Origin of the sequence: Streptomyces sp. Ru72, from assembly GCF_002920635.1 — a bacterium.
Taxonomy (GTDB): Bacteria; Actinomycetota; Actinomycetes; order Streptomycetales; family Streptomycetaceae; genus Streptomyces.
In genome coordinates, this window is sequence record NZ_PQSR01000094.1 from 14,688 (window position 1) to 31,282 (window position 16,595).

Annotated in this window: 21 protein-coding genes and 1 tRNA gene; 11 read left to right on the forward strand and 11 right to left on the reverse strand. The window is 71.2% G+C overall.

Features of this window, described 5'->3' with window-relative positions; translation table 11 throughout:
• Positions 1–25 precede the first annotated feature (25 nt).
• The 6 genes from C3488_RS31065 (at position 26) to C3488_RS31095 (ending at position 5,433) form a co-directional block, all read left to right on the forward strand.
• Positions 26–490, forward strand: coding sequence for a hypothetical protein (locus C3488_RS31065; RefSeq protein ID WP_103844224.1), 465 nt, complete (start codon positions 26–28; stop codon positions 488–490).
• A 92-nt stretch (positions 491–582) separates the two neighbouring features.
• Positions 583–1,311 carry a DNA cytosine methyltransferase gene (locus tag C3488_RS31070; RefSeq protein ID WP_103844225.1) on the forward strand — a complete coding sequence of 243 codons (729 nt, stop codon included), beginning with the start codon at positions 583–585 and terminating at the stop codon, positions 1,309–1,311.
• A gap of 11 nt (positions 1,312–1,322) precedes the next feature.
• Positions 1,323–2,201: a bifunctional DNA primase/polymerase gene (locus tag C3488_RS31075; protein WP_103844240.1), complete on the forward strand. Its 879-nt coding sequence runs from the start codon at positions 1,323–1,325 to the stop codon at positions 2,199–2,201.
• Between the two features lie 349 nt (positions 2,202–2,550).
• Positions 2,551–3,711, forward strand: a complete 1,161-nt coding sequence (locus C3488_RS31085) for a DUF3631 domain-containing protein (RefSeq protein ID WP_103844227.1) — start codon at positions 2,551–2,553, stop codon at positions 3,709–3,711.
• Positions 3,712–3,904: 193 nt separating this feature from the next.
• The gene (locus C3488_RS31090) at positions 3,905–4,135 is read left to right on the forward strand and encodes a helix-turn-helix domain-containing protein (RefSeq protein WP_103844228.1); all 231 of its coding nucleotides are present in this window, start codon (positions 3,905–3,907) and stop codon (positions 4,133–4,135) included.
• 11 nt (positions 4,136–4,146) lie between these two features.
• Positions 4,147–5,433 (forward strand): site-specific integrase, encoded by a 1,287-nt coding sequence (locus C3488_RS31095; RefSeq protein ID WP_103844229.1) that lies wholly within the window; start codon positions 4,147–4,149, stop codon positions 5,431–5,433.
• 49 nt (positions 5,434–5,482) lie between these two features.
• On the opposite strand, the gene C3488_RS31100 is transcribed toward C3488_RS31095, so the two are convergent.
• From C3488_RS31100 to C3488_RS31120, 5 genes are all read right to left on the reverse strand, one after another.
• Complete coding sequence (locus tag C3488_RS31100; protein WP_103844230.1) at positions 5,483–6,301, reverse strand: hypothetical protein; 819 nt, start codon at positions 6,299–6,301, stop codon at positions 5,483–5,485.
• A gap of 121 nt (positions 6,302–6,422) precedes the next feature.
• Positions 6,423–6,507 (reverse strand) — tRNA-Ser (locus C3488_RS31105).
• Between the two features lie 68 nt (positions 6,508–6,575).
• On the reverse strand, positions 6,576–7,004 hold the full coding sequence (gene tadA, locus C3488_RS31110) for a tRNA adenosine(34) deaminase TadA (RefSeq protein WP_103844241.1): 429 nt from the start codon (positions 7,002–7,004) through the stop codon (positions 6,576–6,578).
• Between the two features lie 65 nt (positions 7,005–7,069).
• Positions 7,070–7,603 carry a hypothetical protein gene (locus tag C3488_RS31115; protein WP_103844231.1) on the reverse strand — a complete coding sequence of 178 codons (534 nt, stop codon included), beginning with the start codon at positions 7,601–7,603 and terminating at the stop codon, positions 7,070–7,072.
• Positions 7,604–7,877: 274 nt separating this feature from the next.
• Positions 7,878–8,063 (reverse strand): hypothetical protein, encoded by a 186-nt coding sequence (locus C3488_RS31120; RefSeq protein WP_103844242.1) that lies wholly within the window; start codon positions 8,061–8,063, stop codon positions 7,878–7,880.
• Positions 8,064–8,160: 97 nt separating this feature from the next.
• Here C3488_RS31120 and upp point away from each other — a divergent pair, with 97 nt between their 5' ends.
• Entirely contained in the window at positions 8,161–8,796 is a 636-nt protein-coding gene (gene upp, locus C3488_RS31125) for a uracil phosphoribosyltransferase (protein ID WP_103844232.1), read from the forward strand.
• Between the two features lie 97 nt (positions 8,797–8,893).
• On the opposite strand, the gene C3488_RS31130 is transcribed toward upp, so the two are convergent.
• From C3488_RS31130 to C3488_RS31145, 6 genes are all read right to left on the reverse strand, one after another.
• A complete protein-coding gene (locus C3488_RS31130) occupies positions 8,894–9,541 on the reverse strand; it encodes a LytR C-terminal domain-containing protein (protein WP_258053780.1) in 648 nt (215 codons plus the stop codon).
• A 145-nt stretch (positions 9,542–9,686) separates the two neighbouring features.
• On the reverse strand, positions 9,687–9,983 hold the full coding sequence (locus C3488_RS31135) for a type II toxin-antitoxin system VapB family antitoxin (protein ID WP_004943146.1): 297 nt from the start codon (positions 9,981–9,983) through the stop codon (positions 9,687–9,689).
• Between the two features lie 155 nt (positions 9,984–10,138).
• A complete protein-coding gene (locus C3488_RS40855) occupies positions 10,139–10,312 on the reverse strand; it encodes a hypothetical protein (RefSeq protein WP_181139271.1) in 174 nt (57 codons plus the stop codon).
• 54 nt (positions 10,313–10,366) lie between these two features.
• Positions 10,367–10,645: a hypothetical protein gene (locus C3488_RS40270; protein WP_146067957.1), complete on the reverse strand. Its 279-nt coding sequence runs from the start codon at positions 10,643–10,645 to the stop codon at positions 10,367–10,369.
• Between the two features lie 191 nt (positions 10,646–10,836).
• Positions 10,837–11,514: an HdeD family acid-resistance protein gene (locus C3488_RS31140; RefSeq protein WP_103844234.1), complete on the reverse strand. Its 678-nt coding sequence runs from the start codon at positions 11,512–11,514 to the stop codon at positions 10,837–10,839.
• 71 nt (positions 11,515–11,585) lie between these two features.
• On the reverse strand, positions 11,586–12,176 hold the full coding sequence (locus C3488_RS31145) for an HhH-GPD-type base excision DNA repair protein (protein WP_103844235.1): 591 nt from the start codon (positions 12,174–12,176) through the stop codon (positions 11,586–11,588).
• 211 nt (positions 12,177–12,387) lie between these two features.
• Here C3488_RS31145 and C3488_RS31150 point away from each other — a divergent pair, with 211 nt between their 5' ends.
• The 4 genes from C3488_RS31150 to C3488_RS31165 form a co-directional block, all read left to right on the forward strand.
• Entirely contained in the window at positions 12,388–12,867 is a 480-nt protein-coding gene (locus C3488_RS31150) for a cupin domain-containing protein (protein ID WP_103844236.1), read from the forward strand.
• Positions 12,855–13,628 (forward strand): SDR family NAD(P)-dependent oxidoreductase, encoded by a 774-nt coding sequence (locus C3488_RS31155; protein ID WP_103844237.1) that lies wholly within the window; start codon positions 12,855–12,857, stop codon positions 13,626–13,628. The genes C3488_RS31150 and C3488_RS31155 overlap by 13 nt, the downstream gene beginning before the upstream one ends.
• Positions 13,629–13,771: 143 nt before the next feature.
• Positions 13,772–15,748, forward strand: a complete 1,977-nt coding sequence (locus C3488_RS31160; protein ID WP_258053781.1) for a copper resistance protein CopC — start codon at positions 13,772–13,774, stop codon at positions 15,746–15,748.
• 294 nt (positions 15,749–16,042) lie between these two features.
• Positions 16,043–16,595 (forward strand): ABC transporter substrate-binding protein (locus C3488_RS31165; protein WP_146067958.1); only part of this gene is annotated, 553 nt, incomplete at its 3' end.

Here is a 16,595-nt window from a genome sequence, read left to right on the forward strand (position 1 = left end):
GCCCGACCATCGGAAGGGATTCCGCATGTACCCCGACAGCACCGACCGCGCGCCCGTCCAGCGGGCCGTGGAAGTCCACCAGCCCACCCCCATACCGCCCGCCGTCCCCATCGCGGCGCCGCTCGTTCCCGTCCAGCCGGGCACCCTGCCCACCGTCGCGAGCGTGGTCCTGCCCGACGGGCGAGTCGTCACCGGCTACGCCATCGAGCCCGCCAAGCCCGAACCGGTCGCGACGAAACCGGCCGTCTCCCGCACGGCGGTGAACATCGCCCTCGGCGGCATCGGGTTCGCCGCCGTGTGCGGCGGACTGATCCTGCTAACCACGTTCATCGCCGCGCTCGCCGCGCTCATCCACCAGCTCATCATCCTCGCCGCCGTCATCTTCGGCGGCTGGGTCGCGGTGCAGGTGTTCAGCGCGAGCGGCCACAGCGGCGGGACCACGGTCAACATCCGCAAAGCCGTCTTCAAGCGCAACCGCTTCCACGGCTAGCTACGCCAAGGGCGGCCCCCTGCTTCACGCCAATGAACCGGGGCCGCCCTTGCCCAACCAATCCACAACAGACCTGTTGGAGGTCTCCCAGCATGACCCATCCCATCGCCATCCGGCGAGTGCGCGGCCGTCGGCCGCGCCTGCTGGACCTGTTCTCCTGCGCCGGCGGCGCCGCCACGGGCTACGCGCGCGCCGGATTCGACGTGGACGGCTGCGACGTAGCCCACCGACCGAACTACCCCTTTGCGTACCACCAGGGCGACGCCCTGGAGTACCTCGCCCACCTCATCACCACCGGCGAGATCCGCCGGTACGCGTTCGTCCACGCCTCCCCGCCGTGCCAGGACAAGTGCTCCCTGACCGTCGGCACGAACCGATCCCAGGGCTGGGGCGGCTCCCACGTCGACCTGGTGGCGCCCACCCGCGCACTGCTCGACGTGACCGGCCTGCCCTACGTGATCGAGCAGCCCAACGGCCGCGCGGAGATCCGCAAAGACCTGACCCTGTGCGGCGAGATGTTCGGACTCGGCGTGATCCGCCACCGCAACTTCGAGTTGGGCGGCTGGACCATCGAGCAGCCGGCGCACGTCCCGCACCGGGGCAGGGTGCGCGGCTACCGGCACGGCCGCTTCTACGACGGGCCGTACGTCGCCGCTTACGGCAACGGCGGGGGCAAGCCCACCGTCGCGGAGCTTCAGGCGGCGATGGGTATCACGTGGACCGACGTGCGCGAGGAACTGACCGAGGCCATCCCGCCCGCCTACACCGAATGGATCGGCCGCGCCCATCTCGCCACGGCCGCCCTGGAGGTGGCCGCGTGAGCACGGACCTGATGACGGCCGCACTGGAGGCCGCGGAGCGTGGGTGGCACGTCTTCCCGCTCCGTCCGGGCACCAAGCGGCCGGCGCTGCACGGGGAAGCCGCCTGCACCGGCACCGGACCGTGCGAGCGCGGGCATCGGAAGTGGGAGCAGCGCGCCACCTGCGACCCGGACCGTATCCGCGCCGCATGGTCGCGGGCACCGTTCAACGTCGGCATCGCCACCGGCCCCTCGGGGCTGGTCGTCGTCGACCTGGACGTTCCCAAGGACAAGAGCAGTTCGGACGCGCCTTGCGGCGCGACGACCTTCGGGGCGCTCTGCGAGCGCGCCGGGCACGCCGTCCCCACCACCTACCGGACGCGGACCGCGAGCGGCGGAGAGCATCTGTACTTCACCGCCCCGGACGGCGTCCGCCTGACCAACACGGCGGGCACCGTCGCCGATTCGGTGGACACCCGCGCCTGGGGCGGCTACGTCGTCGCGGCGGGCAGCATCACCCCCGCCGGGCCGTACGAAGCTCTGTGCGGCTTTGAGGCGGTCGCTCTGCCCTCCTGGCTGCAAACCATCCTCCAGCCGCCCCGTAAGGCGCCTGAGGCGCCCTCAGCGGCCTTAACGGGGCAATCCCGCCGATATGCGGATGCAGCACTCGCCAACGAGGCGCGGAACGTGGCCACTGCTCAAGTCGGTGAGCGAGAAGCGAAGTTGTTCCGCGCGGCGCGCGCCCTGGGGCGGTTCGTCGCGTGGGGCGACCTCCCCCGGAGTGTGGTTGAACAGGCTCTTCAGGAGGCGGGGGAGGCGGCCGGACTGTCCGCGTCCGAGTGCCGCTCCACCCTTCGCAGCGCACTGAACTGGTCCATCGCCCACAACCAGGTCAGGCGGGATGCGGCATGAGCGCCCGCCCCCATCCCCCTCTGAAGAGCATCACCGACGCAACGACACCCCGGCATGCCGCCGGACCGGGCACGCCCCTGGCGGCCGTGGGCGAGCCGAAAGGCGCCGCCCGTAAGGGCGTCCGAACTGCTCTTCGTTCTGACCCGCGCAGTGGTGACGGCCGGTACCCGGTGGCGTGGCTGCACATCGTGGCGCCGCGCGGCGCCGTCCCCACAGCCACCTCGAGGTGCCTGTGCGGGTGGGACCGCAGCGCCGTCGGCCGCGCCCGGGTGCTCGCTCTGATCAACGCCCACTCCGCCCACCGCGACACCTGCCCGCTCCGCAACCCCCAGGAAGGAAGGGCCGCCGCATGACCCCCACCATCGACGGGGCCGCGCTGCTGGACGAGGTGGAAGCCTTCCACCGCCGCTTCAACGTCTTCCCCACCAAGGCCGCCTACGTCGCAGTCGCACTGTGGGACGCCCATGCCCACCTGCTCGACTGCTTCGACTCCACCCCCCGGCTCGCCTTCCTGTCCCCGGAACCGGGCTCGGGGAAGTCCCGCGCGCTGGAGATCGTCGAAACGCTCGTGCCGCACCCCATGACGGCCGTGAACGCGTCCGCCGCCGCCCTCTTCCGGGCGGTGTCAGGGGCGGACGGGCGGCCGACGATCCTGTTCGACGAGATCGACACGATCTTCGGCCCCAAGGCCGGCGACAACGAGGAACTGCGCGGGTTCCTGAACGCTGGGCACCGCCGCTCCGGGGTCACCTACCGGTGCATCGGCGACGGCGGCAATCAGACCGTGCAGGCGTTCCCCTCCTACTGCGCCGTCGCGGTCGCCGGACTCGGCTCCCTGCCCGACACGATCCTGACCCGCTCCGTCGTCATCCGCATGCGACGGCGTGCCCGCAGCGAACGCGTGGAACCCTTCCGTGCCCGCCTGCACGAGGCCGAGGGACACAAACTGCGGGACCGGCTTGCACAGTGGGCCGAGCAGGCCCGTCCACAGGTTGTGGGCGCCTGGCCGGACATGCCCGATGGCGTGACCGACCGCCCGGCGGACGTGTGGGAACCCCTGCTCGCCGTCGCCGACGCCGCCGGCGGCACCTGGCCGCGCAGGGCACGCGAGGCGTGCGTGGCCCTGGTCAAGGCAGCGCAGTACACCGACAAACACAGCCTCGGCATCCGCCTGCTGACCGACCTGCGCGACCACGTGCTCATCGGCATCGACCGCCTGCCCACCATCGCCATCCTGGACCGGCTCAACGCCCTCGACGACGCCCCATGGGCTGACCTCGACGGCAAGCCGCTCGACAACCGGCGTCTGTCCCGGATGCTCGGCGAGTACATGACCGCCGACAACGAGCCGATCCGGTCCCGGAACATCCGCACCGCCGGCGGAGTCCTCAAGGGCTTCCACGCCACAGACCTGGAAGACGCGTGGGCACGCTACTGCCCGCCGCCTCCCCAGAACTCCGCTACATCCGCTACGCCGCTACAGCCCAGCTCAGACCCACTGAATCCGTAGCGGCACCGAAGCGTGTAGCGGCTACGCCCATCGCCCCGCCGCGCGCGCGTAGCCGCTACACGCGAACCCTCCGCTACAAAAAACCGCCCGCTGACCTGCGGTGTAGCGCTGTAGCGGATGTAGCGGACTTCCCAGAGGGGGCCGAAGACGCCCCCGCTCCTAATCCCCTGCCGTGAGACGAAGGAGCACACGAATGGACACGGCCCGACTCGCCGACGCCATCGACCCCACCCTTGTCCTTCTCACCGTCGAAGAGGCCGCCCGCCGCCTCCAGATCGGCCGAACGGTCTGCTACCGGCTCATCAGCTCCGGAGAGCTGGAGTCCATCACCGTCGGCCATCTCCGCAGGGTTCCCGCCGACGCCGTGCCGGAGTTCGTATCCCGCCGCCGCAAGAACCACCATCCCGCCCGCACCGCCGCTTGAGGAGCCCACACATGACAGAGGCGAACGACGACAAGAAGCGCACTCGACAGCCGAACGGCCGATCGTCCATCTACTTCGGCAAGGACGGGAAGTGGCACGGCCGTGTGACGGTCGGCGTGCGCGACGACGGCAAGCCCGACCGGCGCCACGTCGAGCGCAAGACCCGCGCGGAGGTGGCGGCCGCCGTCCGTGAGCTGGAGAAGCAGCGCGACGCGAAGACCCTCCGCAAGCCGGGCAAGCCCTGGACGGTCAAGACCTGGTTGACCCACTGGGTGGAGAACATCGCGCCTCTCGCGGTGAACGAGAACACCATGGTCGGCTACGGCGTCGCCGTCCGAAAGCACCTGATTCCCGCTCTCGGAGCCCACCGGCTCGACAAGCTCAGGCCGGAACACATCGAGCACTTCTACGGGAAGATGCAGGCCGAGGGCCGTAAGGCGGGGACGATCCACCAGATTCACCGGACCTTCCGCACGGCGCTGAACGAGGCGGTACGGCGTGGCCACCTCGGACGGAACCCCGTCCAGCTCGCCAAGGCTCCCCGCGTGCGGGAAGAGGAGGTCGAGCCGTACACGGTCGAAGAGGTGCAGCGGCTGCTACGGGCGGCCGACAAGCGTCGCAACTCCGCCCGCTGGGCGGTGGCGCTTGCCCTCGGACTGCGGCAGGGGGAGGCTCTCGGACTCAAGTGGGCCGATGTGGACCTGGAGCGGGGTGTTCTCAGGGTCCGTCGGAATCGCCGCCGACCGCGCTACGCCCACGGATGCGGGGACACCTGCGGGAGGAAACCCGGCTACTGTCCGCAGCGCGAGCGGACGAACCCCGAGACGGCCGACACGAAGTCCCGCGCGGGACGGCGCACGGTCGGTCTGCCCGCACAGCTTGTGGACCTGCTCAAGCAGCACCGGATCAAACAGGACGCCGAACGGGTGGCGGCTGGTGACAACTGGGCCGACCAAGGATGGCTCTTCGCTACGCCGACTGGGCGGGGCACATCCCCCCGAACGGACTACGACGACTGGAAGGAACTTCTCAGCGACGCGAAGGTACGGGACGGCCGTCTGCACGACGCCCGGCACACCGCCGCCACGGTCCTGCTGATCCTCGGAGTCTCCGAGCGGGCTGTGATGGGGCTCATGGGATGGTCCACGACGGCCATGGCTGCGCGGTATCAGCACATGGTGGACACCGTGCGGAACGAGGTGGCCGAACGGGTCGACGGACTCATCTGGAAGCCGACCGGCAACGGGTCGGAAGACGGTGACGGCGGACCCGCCGGGTCCCGTACTCCAGTCGGATGACACAGAGGCAGGGGGCGGTCCGCGCAGCGATGCCCCCTGCCTCTATCGATCAGGAGCCCGTTGCGGGCTCATCTAGGGTGGTGCCCGCAGACGCTGGCCCGACGATCATCGATTGCACGATCATGCTCAAGATCTCCGCCTGTTTCTCCTCGCTCAATCCGGCATCGGCCATCAGCCGCTCGGCAGCCAGATAGCGTGAGAACTCCAGGGGTTGATCGAAGTACGCGCGCAGATGCCCGGCGGCAGCCTCCTGAGACTTGATGAACGTTCGGCTTACATAGCCAGCCAACGCGGCCGAGACCGCCCCGAGACCACCTGCCACGACACTGCCAGCGGTTGTACTGGCATTTAGTGCAACGATCACGAAACCGACAAGTAGGGCGAACCCTAGTCCCATAGCGACCTGAGCGTTTCGGAACGACTGTTTAGCCTGCCCGAGAGCGATGCCATGGTAATGATCAAGTCGGCGGTGGGTGACCGCCCAGAGCTCCGACAATGCAAGACGTGCTTGAGCGTCCTCTTGGGGCTCCGTAGCCCGCCTCTCCGGAGTGGACGCCCCCGCCGGTGTGATGACTACTCCATGATCAGAGATGACGGTCGTTTGAAGGCGGCGTAGCGCGTTCTCTAGGTCCTGCTCCGCTGTACGCACGCGCTCGCGGCTCTCGACCTGGCGCAGGTCATCTTGCGACCGGGAGCGGCGGCTCTGGAGGGTGATCCAAACCCCGACTACTACCGCTGCGAAGATCCCAGGTATGAGGTGGGGGTACCAGATCTCCGCGACCAACAGACCGCCGATGATCCCGGTGACACCGAGAAAAAAGAGGACAAAGCTCGCGGGAATTCGGTCTCGGGGCTCGCTCTGCGCCATAGTCGATCAGCATGGGCGCCAAGGTGCGGTCGCGTCCATCGCTTCTGAGTAACTGAGACGGAAACTGAGACGGAAGCCGAAGGGGCGCCCGGTTCGATGAACCGGGCGCCCCTTCTACCAGCGGTAGCGGAGGGATTTGAACCCTCGGTGACTTGCGCCACACTCGCTTTCGAGGCGAGCTCCTTCGGCCGCTCGGACACGCTACCGAGGGAGACCCTACCCCAAGGTGGGCCGTGGTCTGAAATCCGTTTCCGGGGATCGCCCGGGGCGGGGTTCAGCGGACCCGGAAGAAATCCGTCAGGAGTCGTGCGCAGTCGTCCGCGAGCACGCCGGCGACGACCTCCGGGCGGTGGTTCAGGCGCCGGTCGCGCACCAGGTCCCACAGCGACCCGACCGCGCCCGCCTTGTCGTCGCGCGCGCCGTAGACCAACCGCTCCACCCTGGACTGCTGCACCGCGCCGGCACACATGGTGCAGGGCTCCAGGGTGACGACGAGCGTGCAGCCGGGCAGCCGCCACTCGCCGAGCGCCGCCGCGGCCCGGCGGAGCGCGACGATCTCCGCGTGGGCCGACGGATCGCCCGTCGCCTCGCGCTCGTTGTGACCGGTGGCCAGCACCGAGCCGTCCCGGGACAGCACGACGGCACCGACGGGCACGTCACCGCCCTCGACGGCCCGCGCCGCCTCGTCCAGGGCAAGCCGCATCGCGGCCCGCCACCGGTCGCGCACCGGGTCGGGGGCCGGCGCCCGGTCCTCGGTCACCCGCACACCTAGCGGACGGTCTCCAGGACCTCCGAGGCACCGAGGGCCTCGGCGATCGAGCTGAGCGCGTCATCGGCGTCCAGAGCGCGCAGCTCCTTCTCGGAGACGCCGAGGTCGTCGAGGATCTCGCTGTCTCCCACGGGGCCGTGCGGCACGGCGGCGTCCGTGCCGGGCGCGTCCTCGTCGTCGGCGTCCCCGGGCTCACCGTCCTCCGTGCCGTCGAGGTCGAGGGAGTCCAGGTCCGGGCCGTCGTCGCCGGGCTCCCTTCCGAGCAGTTCGTCGGTGAGCAGGATCTCGCCGTACGAACTGCGGGCTGCGGCAGCGGCGTCCGAGACGTAGATACGAGGGTCGTCCTCGCCGTCCACGCGGACGACGCCGAACCACGCGTCCTCCTGCTCGATCAGGACGAGCACCGTGTCGTCCTCGGCCGAGGCTTCCCGGGCCAGATCGGCCAGGTCGGACAGCGTCTCCACATCGTCGAGCTCTGTGTCGCTCGCTTCCCACCCGTCTTCGGTGCGCGCGAGCAGTGCGGCGAAGTACACCGTGACTCTCCCACTGGTCATAGGCGTGCCGGTTGGGGGTCCCCCCGGCGGAGGTTCTGGGCGGAGAGAGCTGGGCTCCGAGCCCCACCCACTCGGAATCGTGGCAGAAACAAGGCGTTCAGGGGACGTCTTCGGCTCCCTGTGTCTGGCTGTTTTGATCGCGAGCACTCGAGCGGAGCGGTCCACTCACCAGCGCACTCGTTGCCGCCACCTGCGGATCGTACGCGGCCTTTGCCGGTGTGGCCGCACGGCCACCCCCGTGACGGCCGCGTCGCTACCAGCGGAAGGTGCGCATACGCATGGCGTGACGCAGCCGTGCGGCCTTGGCGCGGCGGGGCTGGACGCGGGCGCGCAGCTCCCGCGCCTCCGCCAGTTCACGCAGGAACCTGGCGCGGCGCCGCCTGCGCTCGGCGTCCGACTCCTGTGCCTCCGGCTCCTTCGGGGACTCCTGGTCCGGCATCGTCACACCACCCCTGTTCCGTCCCTCCCACTTTCCCTCTGATGGGGGGATCGATGCCAGGTCCGGACGGACGCGGTGGCCCGGTTACTGTGGGGGCATGCGTCTCCATGTCGTCGACCATCCCCTGGTCGCCCACAAGCTCACCACGTTGCGCGACCGGCGCACCGACTCCGCGACCTTCCGTCGGCTGGCCGACGAACTCGTCACCCTGCTCGCCTACGAGGCCACGCGGGACGTGCGCACCGAGGCGATCGACATCGAGACGCCGGTCGCCACGACCACCGGCGTCAAGCTGTCGCGTCCGCGCCCGCTGGTGGTGCCGATCCTGCGCGCCGGGCTCGGCATGCTGGACGGCATGGTGCGGCTGCTGCCGACCGCCGAGGTGGGCTTCCTGGGCATGATCCGCAACGAGGAGACCCTCGAGGCCTCCACGTACGCGACGCGCATGCCGGAGGACCTCTCGGGGCGGCAGGTGTACGTCCTGGACCCGATGCTCGCGACCGGTGGCACGCTCGTCGCGGCGATCCAGGAGCTGATCAAGCGCGGTGCGGACGATGTGACGGCCGTGGTGCTGCTGGCCGCTCCGGAGGGCGTCGAGGTCATGGAACGCGAACTGGCGGGCACGCCGGTCACGGTGGTGACGGCCGCGGTCGACGAGCGCCTGAACGAGCACGGCTACATCGTTCCGGGCCTCGGGGACGCCGGGGACCGGCTGTACGGGGCGGCGGAGTAGGGGACGCAGGGACGACACGGCCCCGGACGGCCGTGCGGTCTCCGTGGGAGGCGGCACGGCCGCACTGCTGGGGACCGGGGACCAGGACCGGGGAACGTCAGCAGCTTTTCTTGCCGGTGCTGCTCGGGGACGCGGCCGGCGTCGGGTTCTTCAGGGCTGCCAGGGCCTTGTCCGCGTCCGGCTCGGCGGTCAGGGACTTGAAGTCGTCGCCCAGGATCAGGTCGACGGACGCGTCCGTGCGGGCGTCCGTGCGCTGGTCGGCGCCGGCGAGCTGGGTGGCGAGAACCGGCAGCGCGGTGTGCAGGGAGGTCTTCGGACCGAGCAGTATCCCGACGCCCTTGACCTTCTTGTCGTACTGCTGCGTCGCGTTGCCCACGGTGCCGATGTGGAAGCCGCGCTTCTTCAACTCGTCCGCGGTCTCCTTGGCGAGACCGCTGCGCTCGGTGGCGTTGAGGACGTTGACCGTGATCCGGCCCGGCTCGGGCAGCGCCCTGGCGGCGGCGGGCGACGCGCTCACCTTGCCGGCGCAGTCCGCCCTGGAACCGGACGCCGACGTTCTGCCGCCGCCGCCGGTGAAGACGTCGATGAGCTGCAGGGTCCCCCAGCCGATCAGCCCGATGGCGGCCACGGAGGCGACGATGGCGACCACGAGCCTGCCGCGGCGCCGGGGCGGGCGCATCCGCGGGTACTTGCCCCCCGTGATCCGGTACTGGCCACCCATGCCGGGGGGAGTCAGCATGCTCATGGGCGCAGCGTAGTGCGCCCGGGCAGCAATGCCTACTAGATGATCATCGGACGCCCGGAGTCCAACCCGAAAGGGTCAAAGTGCGCCCGTACGGCCCGCGGACGGCGGGAGGGGCCGGGCGTCCGGGGGCTGCCTCGCGGAGGAATCAGTCGAGTTCGAGCACCCGTGCGTGCAGCACCTGGCGCTGCTGCAGCGCCGCGCGGACCGCGCGGTGCAGGCCGTCCTCCAGGTACAGGTCGCCCTGCCACTTCACGACGTGCGCGAAGAGGTCGCCGTAGAACGTCGAGTCCTCGGCGAGCAGGGTCTCCAGGTCGAGCTGCTGCTTGGTCGTCACCAGCTGATCGAGGCGGACCGGGCGCGGCGCGACGTCCGCCCACTGCCGGGTGCTCTCCCGGCCGTGGTCGGGGTACGGCCGGCCGTTTCCGATGCGCTTGAAGATCACACGGAAAGCCTACCGGTCGACACGTTCCGGGCGCAGCCATGGCGACGGAGTGCGCCCTCGGAAAAGATGCGGTAAACGGGGCAAAAAGGGAGATGGTTCGGTGTGTGGGCGGGAAGTGGCGCGGCCGCCCCGCCGGGGGCGGCCGCTGTCATGGGTCACGGATGTGGACGGGTCCACGGCCGCCGCTCGCGGTTCCGCTCCGGCGGGATCGCCGGCGTGGACGATTCCACCGCGTCGGGCTCCGGCTCGGGTTCCTGTTCCGGTTTCGTGCTGCGCAGGGCCTCGGCACGCACCAGGGCGTGCAGGACCGCGTAGGGGTCGATGAGCATGTATGGGTTCCTCGCGTTGCTGACGGTGTGACGGTTCCGGGTGGGCCGGACCTGTCAGCAGCGCAGGACCACGGTGCGCAGGGCGTGCAGTGCGGCCGAGCGCGACGTCCGGACGGGGGCGGGAGGCAGGTCGTCCGGGCCGGAGGGCGCGGGGGCGGCCTGCGGCCCCGGTCGCAGCGGCGTGAGGGTGCGGGGCCCCTGGAGGGCCGCGGTCCGCGGCGCGGGCGCGAGGACGTCGTAGTCCGCGTCGCACGCCTGGACCGCGGACGCGGGGGCGGAGTCGGCCTCCACCGCGTCGGTGTACGCGCCGGCCACGAGGAGGCTGACGAGCACCACGAGCACCCTGAGCCAGGCATACCGTCGAGCGGTGCGTGGGGGATGCGGTGCGTGGCTCACATGGGGTCATCTCCCCTTCGGACGCACGTCCTTCATCGTGTCGACCCCGAGATCCGCTCGCACGGTGTACCAGCCGGGCGCGTGATTGACGCCCTCCATGCGATCGTCACGAGATCACCATGTGATCTTCACACGGTGCGCGGGATCCGCCGCGAGCCGCCCCGGATCCGGACCGCCGTGGCGATCTCGACGATGCCGACCACCACCAGCCACCACCCGGCGACCAGGGTCAGCACGGCGATCGTCCGGAACGGCGAGACGATCAGCACGATCCCCGCGATGAAGGTCACGACTCCGAGGAAGATCTGCCAGCCGCGTGCGGGCACCGCCGGATCGTGGGCGGCGGCCATGGTCTGGGTGATTCCGCGGATCAGCCAGCCGATCCCGATCCACAGCGCGAGCAGCAGGATCGACTCCAGGCGGCTGCGGAAGCAGAACAGGCCCAGCAGGATCGACAGGGCGCCGCTGATGAAGGCCAGCACGCGCAGCGAGGTGGTCTTGTGCGTGCCGAAGGCGGCGGCCAGTTGGAAGACACCGCTCGCGAGCAGGTACACGCCGAAGAGCACCCCGGCCGCCAGCAGGGACGGGCCCGGCCAGACCAGGACCAGGACGCCGAGGACCAGTGACGCGATGCCGGTGAGCAGCACGACCTGCCAGGCGGTGCGGGCGAGGACGTGCAGCGGCCCCTCGAAGGGCGGCTCCTGCAGGTCCCACGCCGGTCTCGTCGTGTGCGTGCCGCGCGCGGCGTGGACGTGACGGTCGTCGTATTCCGGGCCACCGGGGGGCCCGGTCGGTGCGTCGGTCATGGTCCATGCTGGGAACGGGTGCGGACGCCCCGCCACCCCGGACGGTCCGACCGACTGACGCCTGCCGACTGCTACCGACTGCCCTTCGCGGCCTTCGCCGCCGCCTTCATCTCCTGCTTGTGCGCCCGGACCTTCGCCAGGGACTTCGGCCCGGTGATGTCGGCCACGGAGCGGAACGAGGTGGCCTCTCCGTAGGGTCCCGCGGCCTCCCGCCACCCCTCGGGCCGTACGCCGAGTTGCTTGCCCAGCAGCGCGAGGAAGATCTGCGCCTTCTGCTTGCCGAAGCCGGGCAGGTCCTGGAGGCGCCCGAGCAGTTCCCGCCCGCTGCCGGCGTCGGCCCACAGGGCCTCGGGGTCCCCCTCGTAGTGCTCCACGAGGTACTGGCACAGCTGCTGGATCCGCCGTGCCATCGATCCCGGGTAACGGTGCACCGCGGGCTTGCGCGACAGCAGTTCCGCGAAGGCATCCGGGTCCTGGGCCGCGATGTCGTGCGCGTCGAGTTCGTCGGTGCCGAGTCGTCGCGCGATGGTCCACGGTCCCTTGAACGCCCACTCCATCGGGACCTGCTGGTCCAGCAGCATCCCGATCAGCGCGGCGAGCGGACTGCGCCCGAGGAGCGCGTCGGCCTCGGGATCCTGGGCGAGGTGAAGGGTGACGTCCATGACCCGATGGTCGCCCGGCGGCGCGCGGACCGCAGCCGGGGCGGTCCACGCCGGCGAGGCGAAAGACCCCGGTGCCCGACGGGCGGCGTTCGCCCCGTCGCGACGCCCGGCACGCTTCCCAGGCTCCTCGAGCAGGGGCACCCCCAGAGCACGCACCGGACGCCGCTCCTTGACGGGCAAACGCTGCCTGCCGGGGCACTAGCCTGCTGCCGTGACCCCCGACGATCTCATCGCCCACTACGGACTGGAGCCCATTCCGCGTGAAGGCGGGCTGTTCCGCAGGACCTGGACCGGACCGGCCCGGGCGGACGGGCGGCCGGAGGGCACCGCCATCGTCGCCCTGCTGACCGCCGGCCCCGACGGCTACTCGGCCCTGCACCGCCTCCCGGCCGACGAGGTCTGGCACCACTACCTCGGCGACCCGCTGGAGCTGCTGCTCCTCGCCCCGGACGGCAGCACCCGTACGGCCGTACTCGGACCGGACGTCCTCGGCGGCCAGCACGTGCAGTTCACCGTGGAGGCGGGCACCTGGATGGGCGGCCGCGTCGCCGCGGGCGGGTCGTGGACGCTCTTCGGGTGCACCATGGCGCCAGGCTTCACCGACGAGGCGTACGAGCACGGCGACGCGGCCGAACTCACGGCGCGTTACCCGGCCGAGGCGGCCCGGATCGCCGAGCTGTGCCGGCCGTGAACGGGCTGCTGGAAGGACAGGTGGCCCTGGTGACAGGGGCGGGCGGCGGCATCGGGCGCGGGATCGCGCTGCGGTTCGCCGAGGAGGGCGCCGCGGTCGCCGTCCACTGCCGCACGTCGGTCGGGGCGGCGCGCGAGGTGGCCGCCCGCATCCGGGACGCGGGGGGCCGGGCGGTCGTGCTCCGGGCGGACCTGACCGTCGAGGAGGAGTGCCGGCGCCTGGTGGCCGAGGCCGCCGAGTGGGGCGGCGGGCGGCTGACGGCGCTGGTCAACAACGCGGGGGTGCAGCCGGTGCAGGAGCTGGCCGGGATGACGGCCGCCGAGTGGCGGGCCGTGGTCGACGCCAACCTCACGGGTGTGTTCGCCTGCACCCAGGCGGCCGTGGAGGTGATGCGCGGCGCGGGCGGCGGCACCGTCACCCACATCGCCTCCGTCGAGGCCACGCATCCGGCCCCGCTGCACGCCCACTACTGCGCCTCCAAGGCGGCCGTCGTGATGCACGCGCGCTCGGCGGCCCTCGAGTACGGGCCGTACGGCATCCGCGTCAACACCGTCTCCCCCGGCCTCGTCGACCGGCCGGGTCTGGCGGAGGACTGGCCGGAAGGCGTGCGCCGCTGGCAACAGTCGGCGCCCGCCGGCCGGTTGGGGCGCCCGGAGGACGTCGGCGACGCCTGTGTGTTCCTGGCCTCGTCCCTCGCCTCCTGGATCACGGGCCACGACCTGGTGGTCGACGGCGGGGTGTCGGCCCGGCCCACCTGGTGACGCGGCTCCCGGAGACGAGGGCGACTCCGCCTCCGGCGGCGGGGATCGCACCGCCCGCCGATGAGAACAGGGCGCGCCGCGTCCGTACGTAACCGAGACCCGGAACCGGCGGATACGGGAGACGTGACGTGGACGGAGGACGTGTGGACGGGGGGAGTCGGGGCGGCGGCCTGCGCGTGAGGTGGCTGCGGCACCTCGCCCTGGTGCTGCTCGTCGCCCCTCTGGTGCTCCTCGCGGGGGCCGGTTCGGCCTCCGCGCACGCCGCGCTGAAGGGCACCGACCCGGTGGACGGCAGTGTGCTGAAGACGGCACCGAAGGCCCTCACCCTCACCTTCACCGAGTCGGTCGGTCTGCTGGACAACTCCATCCGGGTGTTCGATCCGGAGAACCGCCGGGTTCACACCGGCGAACAGGAACATGCGGACGGCCGCTCGGACACGGCGCGGGTCACGTTGCCGGACCTGAAGCAGGGCACGTACATCGTGGCCTGGCGGGTGGTGTCGGCCGACAGCCACCCGGTCTCCGGCGCGCTCACCTTCTCCGTCGGCAAGCGCTCGGCGACCACGGCCGCCCTGCCGGACGACGAGGTCCAGGACGCCGCCTCCACGGCGCTGTACAACACGGCCCGCTACATCGCCTACGGCGGCCTCGCGCTGCTGCTCGGCGCCACCGCGTTCGCCATGGTCACCGGTGTGGCAGCGCCGCGTGGGCTGCTCGTGGGCGGCTGGTGGACGCTGCTTTCGGCCACGCTCGCCCTGCTGCTGCTCCGGGGGCCGTACGAGCGCGGCAGCGGCCCGGGGGCGGCCTTCGACCTGACGGTGCTGCGGGAGACGGCGACGAGCCGCCCGGGCCTCGCGCTGCTCGTGCGGGTGGCGCTGCTGGCGGTGGCGGCACCGGTCGCGGCGCGGGCCCGGCTGCTGCGCGCGCCGGCCGACGGGCGTGGCCTTGCGCGTCCCGATCGGCTCCGGTTCGCGATCGTGAGCATTCTGTCGCTCGGGCTGGCCCTGACCTGGGCGGTGGCGGAGCACGCGTCCGCCGGGATCCAGGTGCCGCTCGCGATGACCTCGGCCGTGCTGCACCTGCTCGCCATGGCGGTGTGGCTGGGCGGGCTCGCGGCGCTGGTGACGGTGCTGCAACGCACGCCGGGGGAACTGCCCGCCCCCGCGGTCGCCCGCTTCTCGCGGCTGGCGTTCGCCTCGGTCGCCGTCCTGGCCGCCACCGGTGCCTACCAGTCCTGGCGGGGCCTCGGCTCCCTCGACGCTCTCGACTCGACGCCGTACGGCAGGCTGCTCGTCGCCAAGCTGGCCGGGGTCGCCCTGCTGCTCACGGCGGCGGCCTGCTCCCGCCGCTTCACGGCCCGGCTCGCGGTTCCGGTGGCGGCGCAGGCTCCGGCGCCGCCGGAGCGGGTGCGGGAGACGGTGGGCGCCGCCTCGGCGGACGCCGACGCCGCGCACCTACCGGATGCCGCGCACGTACGGGACGCCACGCACGTACGGGATGCCGCGCACGTACGGGACGCTTCGCACGCACGGGGAGTACAGGGCGTACGGGCCGACGTGGACGTACGGACGGACCCGGACACAGACCCTCGGGACGCGTCGACCGCTCCCGCGCGGGGAGACGGCGCCCCCGCGTCCCATCTCCGGGCCCTGCGCCGCTCCGTGCTCGCCGAGATCTCGCTCGGGCTCGTCGTCCTCGCTCTCACCACGCTGCTCACCGGGACCCAGCCGGGGCGGGCGGCCGAGGAGGCGGCGGCCTCGACGGCCGCCGCCGAACAGCCCCTCGGCTCCGCCACGGTGATCCCCTTCGACGTGGGCACCCCCGGCGGGCACGGCAAGGTGCAGATCGAGCTGACGCCCGGCCGGGTGGGTGAGAACGGCGTCCAGGCGCTGATCTTCGGGCCCGACGGCGGCATCGCGACGGTCCCCGAACTACGACTCACCTTCACGCTCGAGGGCCGCGACGTCGGCCCGCTCGACGCCAGGCTGACGGACCGGGGCGGCTACTGGGCCACCGACACCCTCAACCTCCCGTTGCCGGGTCGGTGGACGATGAGGGCCACGGTCCGAACGAGCGACATCGACCAGGTCACGGTCTCCAAGACGGTGCGGATCGGCTAGCCAAGACGGTGCGGATCGGCTAGCGGAACCACCGGATCCACCGCGGCCCGCCGATAGGTGCGGTCTGAAGCTGGTTACTTTCCCTTGCCAGAAACAGCCTTGAGGCGGCCCGGCGTAAGCGCTACCGATCAAGGACGTGTCGGTCACGTTTCAAAAACGGCCCCCGGTGGCTCTTGACGTATGAGCGGACATTCGCGTCTTATGACGCCCACGATGTTTGGTCAAGTTGGATTCTGATCGTTTCTGACCCCTCGATCGGAGCCAGCCGGGACCCACTGCCCTCAGGAGCCGTCAATGCATCACTCACCCTCCGGTCTCTCCCTTCCCGGCCCGAGCCGCCGCACCCTGCTGCGCGGGATAGGCGGCGCCGCAGCGCTGAGCGCGGCCGTTCCGCTGCTGAGCGCCTGCGCCGGCAGCAGTGGCTCGGGTGGTGACTCGAAGACCGTCAGCCTGGGTTCCAACGCCTCGGACGCGGTGCCGAAGAAGGCGTTCGCCGACATCTACGCGGCCTTCCAGAAGAAGGACGGCATCAAGGTCGCGGTGAACACCAAGGACCACAACACGTTCCAGGAGCAGATCAACTCCTATCTGCAGGGCACGCCGGACGACGTGTTCACCTGGTTCGCCGGCTACCGCATGCAGTTCTTCGCGGCCAAGGGTCTCGCCTCCCCGATCGACGACGTGTGGCAGACCATCGGTGCGAACTTCCCCGACGCGATGAAGCAGCTCAGCAAGGGCGAGGACGGCAAGTACTACTTCGTGCCGCTGTACACGTACCCGTGGGCGATCTTCTACCGCAAGAGCGTCTTCCAGCAGCACGGCTACAAGGTCCCCACCACGTGGGACG